General features: G+C 40.1%; 16 protein-coding genes. 12 read left to right on the top strand and 4 right to left on the bottom strand.

Annotated features, from left to right (window positions below; genetic code table 11):
* Positions 1-218 precede the first annotated feature (218 nt).
* The 10 genes from BQ5338_RS12080 to BQ5338_RS12035 all read left to right on the top strand — a co-directional run bounded on the left by BQ5338_RS12080 (position 219) and on the right by BQ5338_RS12035 (position 17,408).
* Complete coding sequence (locus BQ5338_RS12080) at positions 219-3,380, top strand: SusC/RagA family TonB-linked outer membrane protein (RefSeq protein WP_235816442.1); 3,162 nt, start codon at positions 219-221, stop codon at positions 3,378-3,380.
* 19 nt (positions 3,381-3,399) lie between these two features.
* A complete protein-coding gene (locus BQ5338_RS12075) occupies positions 3,400-5,127 on the top strand; it encodes a RagB/SusD family nutrient uptake outer membrane protein (protein ID WP_071147095.1) in 1,728 nt (575 codons plus the stop codon).
* A gap of 17 nt (positions 5,128-5,144) precedes the next feature.
* Positions 5,145-6,452 carry a glycan-binding surface protein gene (locus tag BQ5338_RS12070; RefSeq protein WP_071147852.1) on the top strand — a complete coding sequence of 436 codons (1,308 nt, stop codon included), beginning with the start codon at positions 5,145-5,147 and terminating at the stop codon, positions 6,450-6,452.
* A gap of 20 nt (positions 6,453-6,472) precedes the next feature.
* Positions 6,473-8,485 carry an IPT/TIG domain-containing protein gene (locus tag BQ5338_RS12065; RefSeq protein WP_071147094.1) on the top strand — a complete coding sequence of 671 codons (2,013 nt, stop codon included), beginning with the start codon at positions 6,473-6,475 and terminating at the stop codon, positions 8,483-8,485.
* Between the two features lie 137 nt (positions 8,486-8,622).
* Positions 8,623-10,017 carry a glycosyl hydrolase gene (locus BQ5338_RS12060; RefSeq protein WP_071147093.1) on the top strand — a complete coding sequence of 465 codons (1,395 nt, stop codon included), beginning with the start codon at positions 8,623-8,625 and terminating at the stop codon, positions 10,015-10,017.
* Positions 10,018-10,113: 96 nt separating this feature from the next.
* Positions 10,114-12,411 (top strand): glycoside hydrolase family 3 N-terminal domain-containing protein, encoded by a 2,298-nt coding sequence (locus BQ5338_RS12055; protein ID WP_071147092.1) that lies wholly within the window; start codon positions 10,114-10,116, stop codon positions 12,409-12,411.
* Positions 12,412-12,459: 48 nt separating this feature from the next.
* A complete protein-coding gene (locus BQ5338_RS12050) occupies positions 12,460-13,536 on the top strand; it encodes a glycoside hydrolase family 26 protein (RefSeq protein WP_071147851.1) in 1,077 nt (358 codons plus the stop codon).
* 35 nt (positions 13,537-13,571) lie between these two features.
* Entirely contained in the window at positions 13,572-14,762 is a 1,191-nt protein-coding gene (locus BQ5338_RS12045) for a glycoside hydrolase family 130 protein (protein WP_071147091.1), read from the top strand.
* A gap of 25 nt (positions 14,763-14,787) precedes the next feature.
* The gene (locus BQ5338_RS12040; protein WP_071147090.1) at positions 14,788-16,212 is read left to right on the top strand and encodes an MFS transporter; all 1,425 of its coding nucleotides are present in this window, start codon (positions 14,788-14,790) and stop codon (positions 16,210-16,212) included.
* 2 nt (positions 16,213-16,214) lie between these two features.
* A complete protein-coding gene (locus tag BQ5338_RS12035; RefSeq protein WP_071147089.1) occupies positions 16,215-17,408 on the top strand; it encodes an AGE family epimerase/isomerase in 1,194 nt (397 codons plus the stop codon).
* Between the two features lie 6 nt (positions 17,409-17,414).
* Here the strand turns inward: BQ5338_RS12035 and BQ5338_RS12030 are convergent, their stop codons facing one another.
* On the bottom strand, positions 17,415-19,571 hold the full coding sequence (locus BQ5338_RS12030; RefSeq protein WP_235816427.1) for an outer membrane beta-barrel family protein: 2,157 nt from the start codon (positions 19,569-19,571) through the stop codon (positions 17,415-17,417).
* A gap of 9 nt (positions 19,572-19,580) precedes the next feature.
* Entirely contained in the window at positions 19,581-19,727 is a 147-nt protein-coding gene (locus BQ5338_RS17060) for a hypothetical protein (protein ID WP_235816426.1), read from the bottom strand.
* Between the two features lie 398 nt (positions 19,728-20,125).
* On the opposite strand from BQ5338_RS17060, the gene istA reads away from it, so the two are divergent.
* Together istA and istB are read left to right on the top strand one after the other, a co-directional pair.
* Positions 20,126-21,700 carry an IS21 family transposase gene (gene istA, locus BQ5338_RS12025; protein ID WP_071144984.1) on the top strand — a complete coding sequence of 525 codons (1,575 nt, stop codon included), beginning with the start codon at positions 20,126-20,128 and terminating at the stop codon, positions 21,698-21,700.
* Positions 21,693-22,427, top strand: a complete 735-nt coding sequence (gene istB, locus BQ5338_RS12020; RefSeq protein ID WP_071144985.1) for an IS21-like element helper ATPase IstB — start codon at positions 21,693-21,695, stop codon at positions 22,425-22,427. Before istA ends, istB begins: the two co-directional genes overlap by 8 nt.
* A gap of 267 nt (positions 22,428-22,694) precedes the next feature.
* On the opposite strand, the gene BQ5338_RS12015 is transcribed toward istB, so the two are convergent.
* Complete coding sequence (locus tag BQ5338_RS12015) at positions 22,695-23,174, bottom strand: hypothetical protein (RefSeq protein WP_071147088.1); 480 nt, start codon at positions 23,172-23,174, stop codon at positions 22,695-22,697.
* 8 nt (positions 23,175-23,182) lie between these two features.
* Positions 23,183-25,393 (bottom strand): peptidase domain-containing ABC transporter, encoded by a 2,211-nt coding sequence (locus BQ5338_RS12010; protein WP_071147087.1) that lies wholly within the window; start codon positions 25,391-25,393, stop codon positions 23,183-23,185.
* Between the last annotated feature and the right edge of the window lies 1 nt (position 25,394).

Genomic DNA, 25,394 nt, shown 5'->3' with positions numbered 1-25,394 from the left:
ATTCTTAGTGTCTGTCCAAGTAATAGTTAACTTTTTGATTATTCTATTGCGATAAATATTTATAAAGTATTGATTTATGATAAAATTGTATTTGTTCTGAAGTTTGTATAAATCTATCTTTGTTATTGTAAAATCACGTTATCTTTAAAATCTAATTATATATGAAAATGAAGAACATTCTGTTGTTTCTAACGGCACTCTTTGTGAGTTGCCATGTGATGGCCCAACAAACCCATGTTACCGGTACAATTACCGATGCGAACGATGGTTCTCCGATGATTGGTGCCAATATACTCGTGAAAGGTACTACTTCGGGTACTATTTCTGATATAAGCGGAGGATTTAGCGTAAATATTCCCGCAGGTAAAAATGTTCTGGTTGTTTCTTGTATGGGGTATAAGACTCAGGAAATAACAATTAAGCCCGGACAGAAGACTCTCAATGTTTCGATGAAAGAAGATACTGAACTGCTTGATGAAGTAGTAGTAGTGGGTTATGGCACAATGAAAAAGAGTGACCTCTCTGGTGCATCAGTCTCCATGAGTGAAGATAAAATCAAAGGTTCGGTGATAACGAACCTTGATCAATCCTTTCAGGGCCGTGCAGCAGGTGTGACTGCTGTTTCGACTTCCGGTGCTCCGGGATCTTCATCTTCTATCCGTGTTCGTGGTCAGTCTACTATCCTTGCCGGTGCAGAACCTCTATACGTAATTGATGGTGTGATTGTGCAAGGCGGAGGACAAAGAGGATCTGACTTTGGTTTAGGAGATGCTCTTGGTAATGGTGCGGTTTCTACCATTTCACCGTTATCTACCATAAACCCTTCGGATATTTTATCCATGGAAATATTGAAGGATGCATCTGCTACTGCAATCTATGGCGCACAAGGCTCTAATGGTGTTGTCTTGATTACGACCAAACGTGGTAAAGCAGGTGAAGCTAAATTCACCTATGATGGCATGTTTGCTGTTCAGCGTCAGACAAAGCGTTTGGATATGATGAATCTTCGCGAATATGCTGAATTTTATAATGATCTGGTATCTACCGTCCAATTAGAAGGAGATAACTATTATGCTGATCCTTCTTTACTTGGAACAGGAACTAACTGGCAAGATGCCGTTTTTCAGACAGCTCTGCAACAGCAACATCAAATATCAGCGCAAGGTGGTACAGATAAAATAAAATATTATGTATCAGCTTCTTACATGGATCAAGATGGTACTTTGATTGGCTCAAACTTCAATCGTTATTCCTTCCGAACCAATCTGGATAGTCAGTTGAAGGAGTGGCTGAAAATAGGTTTGAGTGCTACTTATTCAGCTACTGCTGAAGATTTAAAATTGGCAGATAGTGATCAAGGTATTATTAATTATTCTTTGCAAACTATTCCTGATATTCCGATCTATGATATAGACGGGAATTATGCGACAATAGTTCGCGAAGGTTACACTAATCCAAACCCTATTGCTCTGGCTTTAAAGGATGATATCTTGCTAGATCGCCAGAAATTGACGGGAAATATTTTCTTTGATATCTCTCCGATTAAAAAATTGGTATGGCATGCTGAATTAGGCTATGATATCAGTTCATCAAAAGGTGATCGCTACAAACCAATGATAGATTTAGGTACATGGAAACGCCAAAGCAATGAAAGCGGCATTCAGAAAAATAGTAGTACTTTTTGGCAATTGAAGAACTATATAACTTATACAGATAACATTCAAGATCATCATTTTACAGCTATGATTGGTCAGGAATGTTGGGAGTCTAATTATGACTTTACTAGCATCTTTAATACAGGACTTCCTTCTGATGAAGTTCATAATCCAGCTTTGGGCTCAGGAACTCCAACAATTAATGCTGGTTTTGGTAGTTCTTCAATGGCTTCTTTCTTTACTCGTTTGACATATAATTATGCGGAACGTTATTTGGCTACATATACTTACCGCTACGATGGTTCTTCTAATTTCGGTCCCAATAATCGTTGGGCAGGCTTTCATTCATTAGCTGGGTCTTGGCGCTTTTCTAATGAAAAATTCTTTGAGCCTTTTAAAGGAGTAGTGAACAACGGTAAATTACGTTTAGGTTGGGGACAAACCGGTAATTCCAATATAGGTGGTTATAAATGGGGTACTACAATTTCAAGAATGCCTTCAGGATTGGGTATGGGATATCGTCCGGCTAATATTCCAAATACATCTATAAAATGGGAAGCTCAAGAACAGTGGAATGTCGGTATTGATTTATCTTTATTTCAGGATCGCGTTAATTTAACAGCCGATTGGTATAAGAAAGTGTCTACTGATATGTTGATGCCTTTACAATTACCATCTTATATGGGTACATCAGGAAATGGTTCTTCTGCATTAGCAGCTCCTTATGGTAACTATGGTAACATAGAGAATAAGGGTATAGAACTTTCTTTGAATACGCATCCTGTTATAGGTAAGTTTCAATGGGATTCTGATTTCCAGATTTCTTTTAATAAAAACAAATTGAGAGGACTGGCCGGAACATCGAGTGGACAGATTGTGGGTTATGGACAATGGTCAGATGTGGTTAGTGTCTCAAGGATAGGTGAGTCGTTGTTTAACTTTTATGGCTATGTTTGTGATGGTGTTTACAAAGATTTGGAAGATTTGCAGGCATCTGCAAAACCTGAGAAATATCCGGCTGACGGAGTCTTTAATCGGGCAAATACAGTTTGGGTAGGTGATATGAAATATAAAGATCTCAGTGGACCTGATGGAAAACCAGATGGTGTAATAAATGACTATGATAAGACCAATATCGGTTCTCCAATGCCCGATTTTACATTTGGTTGGACTAATACATTTCGTTATAAGAACTTTGATTTGTCAGTCTTTATTAATGGCTCTTATGGAAATAAGGTTTTTAATTACTTGAGTATGAAATTGACACATATGAATACTGCATGGAGTAATCAATTGAATACTATAGCGGATCGTGCAGAACTAGTTCCAATTGATCCGAACAAGGCATACGCTAATGGTGGAAAGTGGTATGATGACGTAACGAATGTGAAAGTTAATAATCCAAATACTTCTATTCCTCGTCCCTCGATCCAAGATCCCAATGATAACGACCGTATCAGCGACCGTTACATTGAAGATGGCTCTTATATTCGTCTCAAGAATATTACTTTAGGTTATACATTTCCAAATAGTATGATAAAGAAAGTAGGTTTGGGAAGTTTGCGTCTATATGCCAATATCCAAAATCTATTAACGATCACCAAATACGATGGTTATGATCCTGAGATTGGGGTCAACACAGCCAACGCCAATGTTTATGGCTTAGATAATGGACGTTATCCGTCACCGACGGTTTATTCATTCGGTCTAAATGTTTCTTTCTAATACCTAAAATTAAAGATATATGAAAATCAAGGAATTTAAATATTTAATATTTGCCGCTGTATTGGGAATGACTATTTCTTCCTGTGAGGATTTCCTGAACCGTCCGGCAGAGGATAACTATAATGAAGCTAACTTCTACCAGAACGATGAACAATGCATACAAGGTGTCAATTATCTCTATAATTCACCATGGTATGATTTTCAGCGTGGATTTATTAAAGTTGGAGAAGTACTATCGGGTAATTATTATATGGGGAGTAGCCCTTATTTGGATTTTACAGTGAATGGTACTGACGCCGATTTGGTAAATATGTCCTATTCTTTGTGGGCGGTGAATGGCCATGCCAATACTGTTTATGCTCGTCTGAAAACAGCTAATGCTTCTCAGTCCGTTATTAATCAATGCATGGGCGAATGCTTGGTTTGGAAAGCGATGGCTTATTTCTATTTGGTACGTTCGTTTGGAGCAGTACCTATTATACATGATAATACTGCAGAACTTGCCAGCGGAACATATAATTCGAAATTTAGGATAGAGGCAACTGATGTATATGAATACATTATTATGACATTAGAGAAGGCTATTGAGCTATTGCCGTCTAAAGGTGAGGATGGGCGCATTGATCAATATTCAGCCAAAGGCCTGATGGCAAAGGTTTATCTCACAAAATCCGGTCTTGGACAATCGGGCACTCGCAACCAAGAAGATTTGGATAAGGCTGCTTCTTATGCGAAAGATGTCATTGATAATTCCGGGCGTAGTTTATTAAAGAGCTATTCTGATGTATTTCGTTTAGCGAACAATAAAAATCGTGAATGTTTGATTTCTTGGCATTGGTATCCAACTCGTGATCCTTGGACTGCTCAAAACACATTACAATCTGATTTGGCTATGGTAGGTTTCGATGAGTTTGGAGACTGCTGGGGAGGTTACGGTGGTCCTTCTGTTGATCTGCAGGAGGCTTTTGGTGTAAGCGTACTTGAATCTCCTTCAAATCGTACGGATACGGATAGTCGACGCAAGGCCACTATGATGATGGCGGGAGATGTTTATGAATATTTCTGGCAGGATAAAGGTGGATTCGATTATCTGAAGTTTATTTATGATAAAGAAAACTACGGGGCCGGTGGGCCGGGTGAATTACAATCAGGAACAGGTGCTAACGCAGTAAAACAGCTGTATGGTAATGCCAATGATCATGTCGTAGGGCTAGGCATTTCTGCCGGTAATATGGTTAGTGGATTGAGTACACATATCTTGCGTTTGTCAGATGTCTATCTCATCTACGCTGAGGCTAAAATTGGAAATAATGCTTCTACTACTGACGCAAGTGCGATTGATGCGTTTTATACTGTTCGTCATCGTGCTGTGGCTTCTGCCCCTCGTCCTGAATCCATTACTTGGGAGCAAGTCTGGAAAGAACGGCGTCTGGAATTAGCGTGTGAAGGTGATCGTTGGTATGATTACGTACGCTTGTCATATTATGATCCGCAACGTGCCATTAACGAATTGAAATCTCAACGCCGTGATGTATATTATGGGTTGAATAGTTTGTATAAGGGTTATTATGAAAATAAATCTTATGTTGTTAATCCGGATGACCAACGTTATAATCCAGAAGCCAAGGCACCGAACGTAACTATATCAAGCTTTACTTTGCCTTTCCCAACGGAAGATGTGGTATTTAATCCCAACTTGATGAAAGACCCTATTCATGTGGATGTACGTAGTGAATTTAGTTATTAATTTTAATGCTGAAAAAGATGAAAAACAATAAATATATGAATTGGTTCTTTGCGGCTGCGATTATAATTGCGGGTTTTTCAATGGCTGCCTGCGAAGATGAGCCGGATAAGTATGAAGTTGCAGGAGGATTACCTACTGTTAAATATATACGCTTACCGCTTCCTCAAGTTGCGGACTCCTTGTTAAGTGGAGCTTATATGGCAAATACCGTATGCTTAGTCGGAGATAATCTGCGTAGCATTTACGAACTTTATTTCAATGATCAAAAGGCTGTTTTGAATACGAGTTACATTACCGATCACACATTACTCATTGATGTGCCTAAAACTATTCCGGCTAAAGTTACCGATAAAATCTATATGATAACAAAATCAAAAGACACTATCGCCTATGATTTTAAGGTCCTTGTACCGACTCCTGCTGTGAACTCCATGTCTTGCGAGTATGCTAAGCCGGGTAGTGAAGTAACGATTTATGGTGACTACTTTTTAGATGATCCTAATGTTCCGTTGACAATAACAATGCCTGGAAATATTGGAGTTACTGAAATTACCAATATTACGAAAACAACGGTTAGTTTTATTATCCCAAACAATTCTCTTGATGGCTATATTAATGTGAAGTCTATCTATGGTACCGGACGTTCCAAATTTCAATATATGGATAAGCGTAATATTTTATTTGATTGGGATGGCTCTCATGGTGGTTTTGCTCTTGCTAACGGCTGGCGTAACGGTGTTGTTCGAAATTCAGATCCTGTAGGTATTGACGGTCCCTATCTTTATTTTGGAGGTGCTATGGGAGGTGCAGTAGGCGCAACTTGGGCTGAAAATGAATTTTCATTCAATTATTGGCCTGGTTCAGTTAAGAATCCACCTAAGGAATATCCTGAATTATCTTCTTTGCCTGAATTTGCAGAAATGATAGAGAAATATGGAGTCAATCATCTGCAATTGAAGTTTGAAATCTATGTACCGACCTCCAACCCTTGGATGTCAAGTGCGTTGCAGGTTATTTTCTCTTCTAATGAAGATGTGACGATTAATACAGGGAATAATGGTTATTTTAGCAATACTGCTACGCCTCGTGGTTTGTGGATTCCATGGAAAGATTCCGGCTCTTATGATACAGGCAATAAATGGCTGACAGTTTCTATGAAGCTATCAGAATTTAATAAAACTCATGATGGTAATAAGTCTGCCAATGCTTTGGATAAGAGTCGTATGACAGGACTTACCTTCTTCGTTTGGAATGGTGGTGTGCTTGGCACAGACTGTAATCCGATTATCTGTATAGACAACATTCGTGTAGTACCTGTTGAATAACTTTAAAAACTAATAGTAATATGAATAAAACATATAAACTGTCGGCACTTTGGATGATGTGCTTGATGATCCTTAGCTGCTTGTCGTTTACGGCTTGTGATAATGAAGATGGGGAAGATACCAACCAGTATACAGGCGGCGTCAATTTGAATGTATTCGGGCCAAGTCCCGTAGCTCGTGGAGGTGAACTTCGCTTCTTGGGTAGTGGTCTGGATAAAGTTACAGCTGTTGTTATCCCGGGGTCTGGTGAGATAACGGATATTAAGGTGATTAGTAATACGGAGATTCGTATTACTATACCTCAAACGGCAGAACCGGGGTTAGTTGTCTTGAAAACTCCCAATGGTGATATTACGACAAAGACAAAATTGACGTTCATGGAGCCGATCAGTTTGGATGCAATAGCCCCTAATCCGATAAAAGCGGGTGGAGAATTGACTATTACCGGCGAATATTTGAATCTGATTAAAGAGGTAATCTTCGCTGATAACGTGATCGTGAAAAGTGATGCTTTTACCAAACATGAACGTAAGGAAATCAAATTAATAGTTCCGAAGGAGGCCCAAACAGGTAAGATTATTATTTCCGATGGTGCTGAGATACCTAATTGGATCTATTCAAATGAAGCCTTGAATATTATTTTACCTTCTGTAACCCAAACATTGGATTTGACTTCAAAGAAACCTGGCAATGTGATAACTATACAAGGTAAGGATTTGGACTTGGTAAAACAGATCTTGATGCCCAATGGTGATAGCGTAGAGTTTACTCTAGAGGCAATGGATATAGTTGCATCAACGAAGAGTGCGGGTGGCAGCTATAAACTTAGCTTTATATTACCTCAGAATGCATCAGATGGTGCTGTCGTTATGGTTGCTTATTCGGGAGTGAAGGTAGCCATTGCCAATATTGGTATGGCGGTTCCTGCTTCTTTAGTGGCAACACCGGCAACCGATATTAAAACAGGTGATGTTATTAGTATTAAAGGTGTAAATATGGAGCTGGTAACATCTGTTGTTTTTCCAAATGTAGCCAATGTTGTCACTCCAAGTTCAAAAACTGCTACAGAAATTAAGGTTACCACGCCTGATGGTGCCATTAGTGGAAATCTGGTATTGAATACAGCAAGCGGACATACTGCGTCTGTGCTTATATCTACATTGAAACCTGAGGTTATTGCTTATAATCCTTCATCGGTTGCCGCTGGTAGCGATGTTGTTTTGCAAGGTAAGCATCTTGATTTGGTCGCTGCCGTTACTTTCGGAGGCAATAAGAAAGTAACCGTCACTTCTGCTGGAAGTACAGAATTAGAAGTTAAGGTGCCGGTTGATGCTGAAAGTGGAGAAGTTACGCTGACGATGAAGAATGGTGAAACGGTTAAATGTGCCTCTTTAGAGGTAACGAAACCTGTATTCTGTTATGTACCTGTGCTTCCGAGCTCGGATACAGAAATTAAATCAGGCACTATTTTATCAATAGGAATTCAGAATGGTGATAAGCTGACTAATGTTCAGGTGAATGGAAATAATGTTCAGTATATACTTCAAGGTTCTACACTTAATATACTTATTCCTAATAATGCGAATGGTAATACTACCTTTAAGCTGATTTCGTCTAATGGAGAAGTGTCTTATATTATAAAAGTAATTTCTTCAGGGATCATTGAAACGGTGATTATGGATAAAGTTCATGACTTGGGATCATGGGCAAATGAGGCGGCTGGCGGTGCGTTCCGCATATATAAGGAGTCATTTGAAGGAGTAAAGGCTGGTTCTATTATGAAATTCTATTTGACTGTAACAGTAGTTGAAGGTAAAATGCAGATTAATGATGCAAACTGGGGGCAATGGAAAGAAATCCTTCAGTTTAAGGATAAAGATCAGACATCTTATGAAATGGGCTTAACTCAAGAATTCCTTGATAAAATAATGGCTACCGAAGACGGATGGTCGAAGACGGCTCTTATTATTCAAGGTCAGAATTTGGTTATCTCAAAAGTTTCCATCATTACTGGCGGAGCAACATCTAAATAGAAATTAAGGAAAACGGATTAAGAGAATAATAAAAAGACTTGCTCAGTGGAATGCTACTACATTAAATTGAGCAAGTTTCTTTTATTTATGCAATCATAATGTCAGATGAGTAAAGAAAGTAATAAACGAATAAGACTATGAAGAAAATATCATATAATCTTTTCTTTTTTTTCATTGGGTTTTTATTCATTACATCATGTAGTGGAGGGGATAATGAACCTGAAATATCAATGATGAAGGCTCCCGAAATGATAAACAGTAATCCAATGGACGGAGCAAAAGATCTTCCTTCAGGTGATATAACTATTGTTCTGACTTATAACCAGAATGTCACTTCTCTTTCTTCCGAACACAGCAAAGTCACCTTGGGAAGTGCTTCCATAATAAGCGTTTCAGCTGTTTTAACCAAAGTAACCATACGGGTTTCCGGTTTAGAAAAGGGAACAGATTACCAATTGATTGTACCTAAAGGTGTTATATTGGGACCAACAAAATTAGAAGCGCCGAAAGTTTCTATTACTTTCAGTACGGTGCCCAAACAATCGATAACTAGTGCATTGTGTAGCCCCAATCCTTCAGCTCAAGCAATTAAAGTTTATGATTTTTTGAAAGAGAATTATGGTAAAAAGCTCATCTCAGGCACCATGGCCAATGTAAGCTGGAACATTAATGAGGCTGAATGGGTGTACAAACATACGGATAAATATCCTGCGCTGAATGCTTTTGACTTTGTTCATTTGTATGCATCTCCTGCCAATTGGATTGATTACGGAAATACAACAGTGGTTGAGAATTGGTGGAGTAATAATGGGCTGGTTGCAGCAACATGGCATTGGAATGTTCCTCAATCAGAAGGTAGTAGTAATTATGGTTTCTATTATACCGGAAAGAATAATGGTACCGGAGAAACATCGTTTGATATCACTAAAGCTGTTCAAAACGGTACATCTGAAAATTTACGTGTGAAAGCTGATTTGGATAAAATAGCTGATTACTTGTTACTTCTAAAAGCCAAGAACATTCCGGTTATCTGGCGCCCTATGCATGAAGCTTCCGGTGGATGGTTTTGGTGGGGAGCCAAAGGAGCTACGCCATTCAAAGCATTATGGAAACTAATGTTTGATACATTTAAAGAAAGGGGCGTGAATAATCTTATTTGGGTATGGACAGCACAAACAGGTGATAATGAATGGTATCCGGGCAATGAATATGTAGACATTATTAGTTGTGATATCTATAATAAAACGGTGATTTCTCAATTAACGGATGAATACACTTCTTTAGCTCAAAGTTATCCCAATAAAATGATTACTCTAAGTGAATGTGGCAACGTGGCTAATATGTCTTTGCAGTGGAATGCCGGTGCTACTTGGTCCTGGTTTATGCCATGGTACGACTATGATAGGACTAAAGAGGTTTCTGGTGCTGCTTTTAATGAAACAACTCACCAATATGCTAACATTGTTTGGTGGAAAGATGCATTCAAACAAAGTGTGATACTTACCCGTGATCAGATGCCAAACCTGAAATAATACTATCTTTGGATAAAATTGTACTTGTTTGGCTAACTTGCCAACCTTACATTTGTATCTGTGTAATATCAACCATTTTGAAATAGATTATAAACCATGAAAAACCTTTTAGTTGCAATGGCAATGACACTCACGGTGGGCTCCGGTTCTGCCGATAAAAAAGAAATTTATAAGGATCCTTCCGCTCCGGTGAAAGATCGGGTAGAAGACTTATTGGGTCGCATGACTCTTGAAGAAAAGGTCGGTCAGATGAATCAGTTTGTTGGCATTGAGCATATCAAGGCAAATAGTGCTGTAATGACTGCAGATCAACTGAAGAATAATACGGCCAATGCTTTCTATCCGGGTGTTACGGATAAAGATGTTGAGAAGTGGACTGCACAAGGATTGATTGGCTCTTTCTTGCATGTGCTAACGATTAAAGAGGCCAATTACCTTCAATCACTGGCAATGAAAAGTCGTCTTCAAATCCCAATTATCTTTGGTATTGATGCCATCCATGGGAATGCGAATGCACCGGATAATACGGTTTACCCCACTAATATAGGCTTAGCTTGTTCTTTTGATACCTTGATGGCCTACAAAATAGCCAGAGAGACGGCAAAGGAGATGCGTGCGATGAATATGCACTGGACGTTTAACCCTAATGTGGAAGTTGCTCGTGATGCCCGTTGGGGTAGAGTAGGGGAAACTTATGGGGAAGATCCGTATTTGGTTACTCTTATGGGTGTGCAATCGGTTAAGGGATATCAGGGCCAGTTGAATGGCAAAGAGGATGTTTTAGCTTGCATCAAACATTTTGTTGGAGGTAGTGAACCGATCAACGGTACAAATGGATCGCCTGCCGATCTGTCTGAACGGACTTTGCGCGAAGTTTTCTTTCCACCGTTTAAAGCCGGAGTAGAAGCGGGTGCTATGTCACTGATGACTGCCCATAACGAACTCAATGGCATACCTTGCCATAGTAATGAGTGGCTGATACAGGATGTGTTACGTGGAGAATGGAAGTTCCCGGGCTTCGTGGTAAGTGATTGGATGGATATAGAGCATATTCATGATTTACATGCTACGGCTGAAAACATGAAAGAAGCTTTTTTCCAATCTATCATGGCTGGTATGGATATGCACATGCATGGCATTCATTGGAATGAGATGGTCGTTGAATTGGTCAAGGAAGGACGCATCCCTGAATCTCGCATTGATGAATCTGTTCGTCGCATTTTGGATATAAAGTTTCGTTTGGGCCTGTTTGAGCAACCTTTAGCCAATGAAGCTCAAAGCATGAAGATTCGTCTGTGCGACGAACATCGTAAAACGGCTTTGGATGCTGCGCGTACTAGCATTGTGTTGCTTAAGAATGACGGATTACTTCCTTTGGATGCGAAGAAATATAAGAAAGTTTTGGTAACGGGGATTAATGCCAATGATATGAATATCTTGGGTGATTGGTCGGCTGTTCAGAAAGATGAAAACGTAACGACTATACTCGAAGGCCTGCAACAGGTGGCTCCTGATACCAAATTCGACTTTGTAGATCAAGGATGGGACCCTCGCAATATGGATCCCAAGAAGGTAGCCGAGGCTGTGGATCATGCGAAAGAAGCTGATCTTAATATTGTGGTAGCGGGTGAGTATATGATGCGCTTTCGTTGGACAGATCGTACAGATGGTGAAGATACGGATCGCTCGGATTTAGATCTTGTCGGTTTACAAAACGAACTCATTCAGAAGATTGCCGCTTCAGGAAAGCCAACGATCCTGATTTTAGTTAACGGACGTCCTCTTGGTGTAGAATGGGCTGCGGAACATCTTCCGGCTGTTGTGGAAGCGTGGGCACCGGGAATGCTGGGTGGTCAGGCAGTTGCCGAAATTCTTTATGGTAAGGTGAATCCTTCTGCTAAACTGGCAATAACCATTCCTCGCAGTGTGGGACAGTTGCAAATGATTTATAATCATAAACCTTCTCAATATTTCCATCCGTATGCTGTGAAACCTAGCACACCGCTTTGGCCGTTTGGTTATGGTCTTTCTTACACTAATTACAAGTATACTGATTTAAAACTATCCGCTAAAGAGATAGCTAAAGATGGTAATGTGCAAGCAAGTGTAAAAATAACGAATGCGGGTAGTAGAGATGGTGTTGAAATTGTACAACTCTATTTGCGTGATACTTATAGTAGTGTTACTCGTCCGGTGAAAGAGCTGAAAGACTTTGCCCGTGTCTCTCTGAAGGCAGGCGAAAGCAAGGTTGTTGATTTTACAATTACTCCCGATAAACTAGGTTTCTACGACAAGAAAATGAATTGGATTGTGGAACCGGGTGAATTTAGTGTGATGGTTGGTGCTTCTTCTGCCGATGAGGATTTGCTCAAAGAAACATTTGTTGTAAAGTGAGAAAAGATGAAAAATAAATTACTGGTTTGCCTACTATTTGCCTCGAGTATGATTTCATTCGATAGTCTGGTTGCTAAGGTCGTCGCTCCTGAACCTTTGGCTGATTCATTGCGAACACCTGAAACGCAACATTTGCTGACTAATCTTAAAAAGATAGCTCACCAAGGATTTATGTTCGGGCATCATGACGATCCTATCTATGGTATTGGATGGGAAGGAGACGAAGGACGTAGTGATGTGAAAAGCGTCTGTGGAGACTATCCGTCAGTGATGTCTTTTGATCTGGGACGGATAGAACTAGGCGGAGATAAGAATCTGGATAAGGTTTCGTTTGAGAAAATACGGAAAGAGATCATTGCTCAATACAATCGCGGAGGCATGAATTCTCTTAGTTGGCATGTCGATAATCCTCTTACCGGTAAGGACTCTTGGGATGTAAGTGATACCACAGTAGTGGCTTCTATTCTTCCTGGAGGAGCTAATCATGAAAAATTTCTGGGCTGGCTGGATGCAATAGCTGACTTTATGAACTCTCTTCAAACGGAAGACGGGGTGAAAGTTCCCGTGCTTTTCCGTCCGTGGCATGAGCATACAGGCAGTTGGTTTTGGTGGGGCGCAAAGCTTTGCACGCCTTCTCAGTATAAAGCATTGTGGAAGATGACTTATAACCGCATGCAAGAGAAAGGCGTGGACAATCTGTTATATGCCTATTCCCCGGGAACAGATCCGCAGAATAGTGCAGAGTATTTGGAACGCTATCCGGGAGATGACATCATTGATCTACTTGGATTTGACTGCTATCAATTCGACAAACAAAAGTATATGGATGAATTGGATCGCTCTCTCATGATCTTGACAGAGGTCGGCAAGGCACATAGTAAACCTATTGCCATTACAGAAACAGGTTTTGAAACGATCCCGGATGCTACTTGGTGGACAGAAACACTTTTTCCTGTAATTAGTCGCTATCCAATATGCTACGTGTTGGTGTGGCGCAATGCTCGCGAGAAACAAAACCATTACTATGCACCTTATCCGGGACAAGTGTCTGCTGCCGATTTTGTGAAATTCTATGAGAAGCCTCAAACCTTGTTTGCGAAAGATGTGATTCATTTATATGACTAACCCAATTAATTAAGTAACGATAAAAGCAATCAATTATGAGTCAGTTTAATGATAATATGACTAAACTACTAGCCGAACACGAAGCTTTTCTGTCTCGAAAGAATGAGCCTTCAATAAAGGGAAACGGAGTGGTTACCCGCTATGAGTACCCCGTGCTTACTTCCGAACATACTCCTGTGTTTTGGCGATATGATTTGAATGAAAAAACAAACCCATACTTACTGGAACGCATTGGAATGAATGCTACGATGAATGCCGGAGCAATAAAATGGAAAGAAAAATATTTGTTGATGGTGCGTGTGGAAGGTTCCGATCGTAAATCATTCTTTGCGGTTGCCGAGAGTCCCAATGGAATCGACAATTTCCGCTTCTGGGATTATCCCGTAACGATGCCCGAAGACGTGATTCCTGCTACTAACATTTATGATATGCGCCTTACGGCACACGAAGACGGTTGGCTTTATGGTATCTTCTGTGCCGAGCGCCATGATGATAATGCTCCGGCCGGTGATCTTTCATCTGCTACAGCTACTGCTGCTATTGCTCGCACCAAAGACCTTGTAAACTGGGAAAGGCTACCGGATTTGAAGGCAAAGAGTCAACAACGTAATGTCGTTTTACATCCGGAATTTGTGAACGGTAAGTACGCTCTTTATACTCGTCCGCAAGATGGCTTTATCGATACAGGTAGTGGTGGAGGAATCGGTTGGGCATTGATTGACGATATCACCCATGCAGAGGTAAAAGAAGAAGTTATTATTGACCGTCGCTATTATCACACGATTAAAGAAGTGAAGAATGGTGAAGGTCCCCATCCTATCAAGACCTCTAAAGGTTGGTTGCATTTGGCCCACGGAGTGCGAGGATGTGCTGCAGGCTTGCGCTATGTACTCTATATGTATATGACTTCCCTTGAAGATCCGACCAAAGTAATCGCTTCTCCGGCAGGCTATTTCTTGGCCCCACAAGGGGAAGAACGTATCGGTGATGTTTCTAATGTACTCTTCACAAATGGTTGGATAGCTGATGAAGATGGGAAGGTTTTTATCTACTATGCCTCTTCGGATACCCGTATGCATGTGGCTACTTCTACCATTGATAAAATGGTTGACTACTGCATGAATACCCCTGAAGACAAGTTGCGTTCTGCTGCTTCGGTGGAGATACTGAAGAAAATGATAAAGAATAATTTAACTCTTACTCCGCAATTAGCGAATAATAAATAATAGATTCGTATCATATAAAAAGACTATGAATAAGACAATCAATGCAAATTCGGCTTCTATAGGCAAAGAACGGGTTACCTTAAAAGAGAAAATAGGATATGGCTTTGGCGATATGGCATCCTCTATGTTCTGGAAACTCTTCGGTTCTTATCTGATGATATTCTATACCGATGTCTTTGGGCTTCCGGCAGCTGTTGTGGGTACGATGTTTCTCATCACACGGGTCTGGGATTCAGCTTTCGACCCTATCGTAGGCATTGTAGCCGATAGAACTCATACCCGCTGGGGAAAGTTCCGCCCGTATTTGCTCTATCTGGCACTACCCTTTGCACTGATTGGTATTCTGACGTTTACTACTCCTTCGCTGAGTGATACCGGAAAACTTATTTATGCATACGTCACTTACTCACTGATGATGATGGTTTACTCTGCCATCAATGTTCCTTATGCATCTTTGCTTGGAGTCATGAGTTCTGACACGAAAACACGTAATATTCTTTCTACCTATCGCATGACATTTGCCTATATCGGCAGTTTTATCGCCTTGCTGCTCTTTATGCCCATGGCCAATTATTTCTCAGGAGGAAGTACTGCACCTGCCGATGAACAGCAAGGATGGGTGATGGCTGTTATCGTGATAGCAGTGATGTGCACCGTGTTGTTCTACTTCTGCTTTGCCTTTACCAGAGAACGAGTGAAGCCGATAAAGGAGAAGCAGAGTCCTTTACGAGAAGATATACGTAATCTGTTGGGCAATAAACCTTGGTGGATACTGCTGGGTGCCGGAGTAGCGGCACTTGTATTTAATTCTATTCGTGATGGAGCAACGGTTTATTATTTTAAATATTTTGTAGTTGAGGCCGATTATGCTACTGTTTCTTTTTTTGGAGTATCCTTTGTGCTCAGCGGACTCTATCTGGCAGTGGGACAAGCGGCCAATATAGTCGGCGTTATTCTCGCTGCACCTATCAGTAACCGTATTGGCAAGAAGCGAACCTATATGGGAGCAATGTCCATCGCTACTGTGCTAAGTGTCATTTTCTATTGGTTTGGTAGAGGAGATTTGGTATTGATCTTTGTCTTTCAAATATTTATTAGCATCTGTGCCGGTAGCATCTTTCCGTTGTTATGGTCCATGTATGCCGATTGTGCCGATTACTCAGAACTGAAAACAGGCAACCGTGCCACCGGCCTTATCTTTTCTTCCTCTTCTATGAGTCAGAAGTTCGGTTGGGCCATTGGTAGTGCGCTTACCGGCTGGCTGCTTGCCTACTTTGGGTTTAAGGCAAATGTGGTGCAGAGCGAAGAAACCATTCATGGTATTAAGATGTTCCTTAGCTTCCTCCCGGCTGTAGGAACAGCACTCTCCGTAATTTTCATTAGCATGTATCCATTGAGTGAGAAGAAAATGAAAGTGATAACTGCAGAACTTGAGGCAAAAAGAAAATAAAGATGAAACAAACAGTATCTGTACTTGCCTCTGAAATGGAAGAAGTACTTACCTGCAATATTCTTCCTTATTGGATGAATAAGATGGTAGACAAGGTGAATGGGGGCTTTTATGGTCGTATTACCGGAACAGAACAACTGATGCCGGAAGCGAAAAAGGGAGCCATTCTCAATGCTCGTATGTTGTGGACATATTCGGCAGCTTATCGCCTTTTGAAGCGAGAAGAATATCTGGAGATGGCAACGCGTGCCAAACGAATGATTATTGATTCCTTTTATGATAAAGAGTTTGGAGGAATTTACTGGTCTCTGACCTATAAGGGGGAACCATTGGATACTAAAAAACAGATTTACGCTATTGGCTTTGCCATCTATGGTCTGAGCGAATATTATCGTGCCACGTCGGATGCTGAGGCACTTACCTATGCTATTCATCTGTTCGAAAGTATTGAGGCGCATAGCTTTGATGTAGATAAGAATGGCTATTGCGAAGCGTTAACCCGTGAATGGGGTGAGATGGCCGATATGCGTCTGAGTGATAAAGATGCCAACGAACGTAAGACGATGAATACGCATTTGCATATTCTGGAACCTTACACCAACCTTTATCGGGTTTGGAAAGACAAACGATTAGAAAAGCAGCTGCGAAATCTCATCTCTCTTTTTACTGATAAGATACTCAATAAAGACAATGATCATCTACAACTATTCTTCAATGATGACTGGGAAAACAAATCTCATATCATCTCTTACGGGCACGATATTGAAGCCTCTTGGCTCATTCATGAAACAGTTCTTGAATTGGGTGACAAAGCGCTGCTTGCTACGGTTGAGCCTCTTGTGCGGCAGATAGCTTGTGCAGCAGCGGAAGGGTTCACTCCCAGTGCGGGCATGATTTATGAAAGAAATCTCGATAATGGTCATCTTGATGCCGACCGTCACTGGTGGGTACAGGCAGAAACAGTCGTTGGCTACCTGAATCTCTATCAACACTTTGGTGATGAAGAGGCTCTAAGTAAAGCCGTCGATTGTTGGATCTTTATCAAATCTCACTTGATAGACCGTGAAAATGGTGAATGGTTTTGGAGCATTCGTGCCGATGGTACAGTGAATCGTGAAGATGACAAAGCCGGCTTCTGGAAATGCCCCTACCATAACGGGCGCATGTGCATGGAAGCGATGGAGAGATTTTTATAAAGAAAGCTACATACGTTGTCTTTCTTCAGAAGAAGCAGATTCTCCTTTATATTTACTTCGTGTAGCATTAAATTTGTATCGAACAGAGAATTGAAACGAACGGGTATCCATATCTTTATCAATCATTGATGTGACAGGATATATATCCATCACCCCTTTTCGTTTCTCTGTACCCAAAATGTCCGTTCCACGCATGTTCAATACGAGTTTGCCATCCATGATTGTTTTGGTTACTCGCATATCCATTCTGAAGCTGTTATACGTATAAGTCAGATCCGAATGCCCTTTTGAATTTCCCCGGAGGTCTATCATTGCTGTAAATCCTGCGGGTAACCGAAAAGTGTTCTGTAGACTGTAACTCAAATAAGGTTTCTGGTATTTCTGCTTCACAATCTCTCCGTAGCTAACATAATCTTTCTCTACGCCGATGCCTGCCACAGGTTCCCATGAACCCCAATGCGGAGAGTAGTAACCGAAGACCGATAGATTTCTTTCATCCAAATTTTCAGGTCGGAGCATGGTAATGTTCGTATCTTCATACTGCCCCGGCAATAGCAACGATAAGTTATTGTAAATCTTGTAAGCCGCCATAAACTTCATCTTGCCCCACAGCAACGAATAGGTGATATCATCTATCCTAGTCGGCTGCAAATAGGGATTACCCGCCTCATAAGTATAAGAGTTATCATACTGAATGCTGTTTCTAAGTTGGTAATAGCTGGGACGTCTGATGGTTGAACGATACCCCAACATCATTTGTATTTTCTCATCACGATAACTTACTGAAGCATTGGGAAAGAAATCCGTATAAGTACGACTCTGTACATCTATTTTGTCCCCATTTTCGAAATAATCGAAGCCCGTATCTTCAAATCGTAATCCTGCGCCCAACGTCCATCTCCCAATGGTCTTTGAATAAGCCAGGAAGGCAGCAAACATTTTCTGTTTGGACAAATTTGTATTCGAAGTCAGGGTTTCCGCCCCCTCATTGTCTATGACAATATAATTCTGTTCATTAGTCGTATGACTAAACTCCGTTCCATATTTTAATTCTCCTTTCCATAGAGGCGTGATAAGCGTAAGTTTACCGGCATAAAGATGATAATCTTGCAGAGACTGTGTATTTACCTTTTCATCTGTTGCCCTACCAGACCATGAATCCTGCTGGGTGTTACTGTTTCCTTTGGAATAGTCAAAATCAAGCTGAGCCTTCAACCAGTTAGATAAATTGCCTACGTAGTAAGCATTCAAAAGGTGAGACGTTCTATCAATGTCCATCAGAGCAGTTGTAGGAAATTCTTCAGAAAGCGTATTGTCAAGATGCACTTGGCTCTGCATCTCCATATCTAGTTTCGCATAGGGAGTGCCGTCGTACGTATATTTGGCACCCGCCGAATGGTGTTCGTTAAACTCATAGTTAAATCCGGTTTCCACATAATGCTCTCTCGTATGATGCCTTTCTTTATCCTTGCTATATACATCTGTGGTTTCGTGATCGGCTATCAACGTATTTCCGAATGTATTTTTCATTTTCTTTTGATTATCACTATATCCGTAATTGGCAAAGACATCAAGTTTATTTTTTCGATAATTCAAGTCTATGCTCTCATCAGCAGAAAATCGTCTGGCAACACTCATCCAGCCGAATATTTCCCCACTGAATCCCTCACCCGAAGGGCGTACAGCTTCAATGCGGATAACAGCACTGACTGTTGCATCATATTCCGGTCCCGGGTTGGTAATCACAGTCACCTTCTTTATGTTACCAGACCCCAGTCTTTGTAATTCGTTCTCATCTCTCACAAGTCGATTATTGATATAAATAAGAGGCTTCCCTTTGCCAAGGACAGTGAATGCATCACCGTCTTTTACCACAAAAGGGAGCTTCTCCAATACATCATTGGCCGTACCAATATTCTTCAACGGACTGCTTGCCACGTCCATGGCAATCCCTCCGTTCTCCATTTTAAAATGATTCCGTACCCCTTTTACAACCACCTCTCCAAGCATTTTTGCGTCCTGCACAAGTGTAATCTGGTTGACTCCATTTCTTACGATAACCGTATCTTTGCTCAGATATCCCAGATAACTGATATGAACGGCCTCTTTTTGTTTCTTCGATGTTAGTGTAAAATTACCCTCCATATCCGTCACAGTCCCCACAAATGTTGCCTAAGAATCCTTATTTACGACTACGATATTGGCAAAAGTCAAAGGTTCAGAAGTTACTCCGTCAATGACTTTGCCTTTGATCTGCTGTGCTTCGGTAGAAAAGATCGATAGGACTAAAAAAAGTACAATTGCTGCATAGTGTTTCATTCTTTGTCGTTTTTTTGCGTTGATATTTGTTGTATTTATTCTATAGAGTATAGTTTCTACTACTAATTGCTCCAGATGCTTCACATATTGAGCTAAAACCAACTAAAGATAAAAATAATGTTAGAGCTTGCTTTTTTGATAATATCATCCCCGTGGTACCGTCCATAGCGGTGTTCTGGTACCCCAATTTATCGTGTTGATTGATCTTGTATCACTTGACTGGTACCGTTGGCGTTTGTGTTTCCATTTCCAACTTTCAACCACGTTCATATCACTTGATTGGTACCATCAATATCACTTTTAGCGGTACTTCTATTCGTAAAATTTGCAATGGCATTATATTGTTGTTGGGTTATGCCCAGAATTAACAATATTATTAACGTCTAAAAGTAAACCAAATGTTACGACTAAGACAGATTTTACAGATGCTAGGCAATGGTATTCCACAAGCTGATATATGTGGAATTGTTCATTGCAGCAAACGTACCGTATCGGGTTATCGGAAGATTGCATCGACGACGAGACAAAGTTTTGAAGAGCTGCTAGCAATGGCAGACAGTGAGCTGGAAACCATCTTTATGCCCCCAAAGAATGCACTTAATGACGATGGACGTAAGCAGGAGCTTGAACGCATGATGCCGGAAATTATCAAGCGCCTGGGTCGCAAGCATGCCAATGTCCAGTTTGTATTTGAGGATTACTACCATAAGGAATGTCCCAGCGGTTATGGTTATACTCAATTCAAGAAGCATGTTAGCTCTTATAGAGAGAAAAATGACTACTCCTATCACAACGTCTATGAGCCCGGTAAGGAATGGCAAATAGACTTTGCCGGAGATGCCTTGTTTCTGACCGACAGGCTCACCAAGGTGAGACAGAAACTGGTGGTATTGGTATGCGTGATGCCCTACAGCAATCTGCCATTCATGATGGCCATGCCCAATGCCACTACCGAATGGTTTTTCCATGGACTCAACAAAGGACTAGAATTTATAGGTGCTGTCCCCCATACAGCCAAAAGTGACAACATGAAACAATGGGTAACGAAATCTGACCGCTACAGCCTTACGTTTTCGGATGCCAATGTGGAATGGGCGATGTATTACGGCATAGAACCTACAGCTTGTCGCGTGCGCAAACCCCGTGACAAAGGACCTGTTGAGGGTGCTGTGGGCCAACTCTACAAGTACGTGTATGCCCGCCTTGAAGGTGAAGAGTTCTACGCTTTGGATGCACTGAACGATCGCATCCTTGAACTCCTTGAAGAATATTGTAGTCTTCCCTTCAAGGGTTCTACCCGGTGGGAGATCTTTCAGAAGTATGAGAAGCCTGAAATGAATCCGTTGCCGGATCAAATGTATCGTCTTCGTATGCGCAAGGAGGTTAAGCTTAGCAGTACATACCATGTATGTGTAGGCAGTGAGCGCCACTTCTACAGTGTCCCGTTTAAATATGTCGGACAAAAGGTTAAAATCATGTGGGACGTGCACTCTGTAGAGATCTATGTGGGTACAATATGCGCTTGTATGCATCGTAGAAGCCTCATACCATATGGCTACTCCACTGAGAAATCGCACATGCCGGAGAATCATACTGCATACGAGCATCGCAAGGAGCAGAATGCCGCAACACTCATAGAAAGAGGTGCGCGCATTGGGCAATCTGTTGAATGGGCAATAACAGACATCCTCCAGCGCACCACTTTCCCTCAGCAAGCATATGGGAAATGCAACGGACTGCTTGCTTTGGCAAAGAAATATGGCAGAAGCAGATTGGAACATGCTTGCATGATGATGAGAGAAGAAACGGATGTGGCAAGCTATAAGACTCTCTGTAATATGCTTAAGAATAATCGGGATTTGGCTTCCGGTGAGAAAGAATCTATTTCAAGAACTCCCTTTAACGACAATGTGAGAGGATCTTCTGCGTACACGTCCATACCATCACTTAGAAAGGAGGCCGACCATGAATGAACTTGCTTCAATTGTAGAACGCCTAAAGGCTCTTAAACTGAGCGGTATGGCTGAAGCGGTCAGTGATATTATAAAGCTTCCTGTGCAGATGCGGCCAAGCTTAGAAATGGCTCTGTCAAAAATGCTGGAAACGGAAATCCGTTGTCGTGATGACAGCCGAACTACCAGACTGCTGAAGGAGAGCAAATTGAGATACCAAGTACTTGTCGAGGATATCACTTGTTCGACTGCCCGCAACTTTACCCGTGAGCAGCTAACCTCTATTGCTGACTGCGGTTTTGTGCGGCGTGGAGAAAATCTGCTTATTACGGGGCTTACTGGATGCGGAAAATCATATCTGGCATGTGCTCTTGGACATCAAGCCTGTACGCTTGGCCTGAAAACACTTTATCTGAACATGAACCGATTTGTCGATGTACTCAAACAGTCACGCCTTGACGGAACCTTCTCACAGATGTTGTCACGACTAGACAAGAACGATCTTATCGTCCTTGACGATTTTGGGTTGCAGAAAATGGACAGTGATACACGTATAGCATTGCTTACATTACTAGAAGAACGCTATGAAAAGAAGTCAATGATTATTATGTCTCAACTTCCTTTGGACAAGTGGTATGACTACATAGCGGAAGCTACACTTGCTGATGCCATCATGGATAGGCTGATAAACTCATCTCATCACCTGAATCTTGAAGGACCATCATTACGAAAGAGAAAAAATAAATAAAATAGAATCAGAGAGAGATACCTTTTGGCGGTGTGCAACCACCCTTGAGAAGTATCTCTTTACGACGTTCATATCACACATTTGGTACCGGTACCAGCCAACGCTACGAGCGGTACCACGAAAGTGTCGCACACGGTACCAAGGGAGTGATATAGCGGTACCAAACGGGCGATATTATCACTTTTTCATATATACAAATTTTAGTAATACGAATTTGGTCTAGGTAAGACAATAAATACGAACCCCATCATTCTCTTTGATTCTTCTTCAGTATAAAAATAGAATTTTCTTAAGCATAGTTGTTTTAACGATAGTTAATCTGTAATTGACTTGGGATTGCTGTATTCTAGGTAGCTGTTTATTAAGCATTCGTAAAACGCTTCTATTCATTCCATTAGCTTTTCTTTGCGTAGAATATTCAACTATGTAGCCGGAGCATTCAAAACCTTCAGTTGATAATTTTATTTTTTTATTTATCAATAAATGGTAGTTATTAGTATCAGGCAGTTCTAACTCTACAACAACATTGACACTGTCTTTTGTGGAAATTGGTATATCATAGACAACAGCTTTCCCTGTGAATTCTTGTTTATATGGAAGATAGCCTATAATTATTAAGAAAATAAATATAACTAGGGCAATAATCATTATTCCATATCTAATTAAAGTAGGAGGAACTTTTCCAACTATACTTCTAACTTTTTCGCTACGAAGTTCAATTTCTCTTTTATAATCTTGGTTTTCCATTTTATATACTAATTTCCTAGTTCTAATTGGTTTCTCACTAATTCATAATATTTCCCACGCATCGAAACCAGCTCTTTATGAGTCCCGACTTCAGCTATTTGCCCATCGTCTAAAACGATAATTTGATCTGCATCTTTCACTGTTGATAATCGATGAGCAACAACTATAACTGTTTTCCCTGTATAAAACGTTTTTAAATTATTTAGAATATATTCTTCATTACTAGCATCTAAGGCATTAGTCGCTTCATCAAGAAAAACAAAATGAGGATTCTTGTATATAACTCTTGCTATCAGTATTCTTTGTCGCTGTCCTTGACTAATGCCCTGCCCATCTTGTCCTATCATTGTGTTGTAGGCTAGAGGAAGATTTTCAATATATTCAGCTATATTAGTCATTTTTGCAGCATTACGGATCTTATCTAGATTTGGTTCATCATCTGATACAGAAATATTTCTTGCAATTGTGTCAGAAAATAGATATCCTTCTTGCATTACAGTACCACAATTCCTTCTCCACCACACTAAATTAATTTGTTCAAGGTTGATGTTCCCAACTGTTATCGTTCCTTTTTGCGGAGAATAATATCCTAATAATAATTTTATTAAAGTCGTTTTTCCACTTCCACTCGCCCCTACAATCGCAGTTATTTTACATCTCGGGATAACTAAGTTTATATTATTTAATATGTATTTTGATTTATTACCGTCGTATTTAAAATGTATATTTTTCAACTCAATTGTATTGTTATTATTAAGCATTTGGATGGTTCTATTTTGGTTTTCTTCATTTCCTTCTGTGTGAATTTCGTTTATGCGATCCAAACTAATAGATACATCTTGCCATGAGTATATAAAATTAACTAATTGCTCAATTGGACTATTAAGTTGCCCAATAATATATTGGATAGCCAGCATCATTCCCAGTGTCATTTGACCATTAATAACAGATGTGGCAGCCAAAGCGGTAATTAGTATATTCTTTAGTTCATTAATAATAATGTTTCCAGCTTGCTGAGTTTGCTGTAAATTTAGCGATTTAAGATTTATTTCAAACATCTCGGCTTGTACGTCCTCCCACTCCCAGCGTTTTCGTTGTTCGCACCCTTGTAGCTTAATCTCCTGCATTCCGTTAATTAGTTGATATGTCACATTCCTGTTTTTACCTGCCTGCTCAAAGTATTTGTTGTCTAATTGTTTCCTTTTTTTTAGGAAAAAGGTTATCCATCCCCCATAAATGATACTTCCAACTAGAAAAACGAAGAATATTGAAATGTTATACATGAATAAAACAACTCCAAAAACTATAAACGAGAAAAAAGAGAAAAACAAGTTTAAGGAACTAGATGTTAAGAATAATTCTACTCTTCTGTGATCTTCAATTCTCTGCAATAAATCCCCCATTAACCTTGTGTCGAAAAAAATCATTGGGAGTTTCATTAATTTTATGAAAAAATCAGAAATAAGAGAGATGTTGATTCTAGTACTTATGTGCAGTAATATTTTGTTGCGAATAAAATCTACCGCTGTTCTACTGAACAATAACATTAACTGAGCAATAAGAACAAGCCATATAAAATTAATATCTTTACCTTCTATACCGGTATCAACTATAATTTGAGTAAGAAACGGGAATATTAGCTGAATAATAGATCCTACGATGAGCCCAGCTATTATTTGAAGGAAATAATATCTGTATTTTTTTGTGTATTTCCATAAAAAAATGAGACGATTCTTTTTAATTTCAATATCCTCTTTCTCACTAAAAAAAAGTTCAGTGGGCTCTAATAATAATGCAATCCCTTTTTCCTCTCCATTTGTACTCGTACTAACCCAATGTTCTAAGAACTCTTTTTTGTTATATGTCAACAATCCCTTTCCGGGGTCAGCTATATATACCAAAAAATCGTCTTTTCGTTTTTTTTTAATTTTGTATATAGCAACAAAATGATTTTGATCCCAATGTACTATGCATGGAAGTAAATTCTTTTCAAAAAGGATAGTAAATGTCAATCTCCCTCCTACCGTATGAAAGCCAATTTTTTCAGCAGCTTTACTGATGCCTAAAAGAGAAACTCCATCTTTTGCTAAATAACATTTTTCTCTTAGCTGTTCTATGTTTAGCCTTTTTCCATAATAAGAAGCTATCATAGCTAAACATGATGGGCCGCAGTCCATCGCATCCCTTTGATAAACAAAATTATTTTCAAAATTATTCATC

Origin of the sequence: Bacteroides ihuae, assembly GCF_900104585.1 — a bacterium.
Classification (GTDB): Bacteria; Bacteroidota; Bacteroidia; order Bacteroidales; family Bacteroidaceae; genus Bacteroides; species Bacteroides ihuae.
This window is presented reverse-complemented; position numbering and strand designations above follow the sequence as displayed.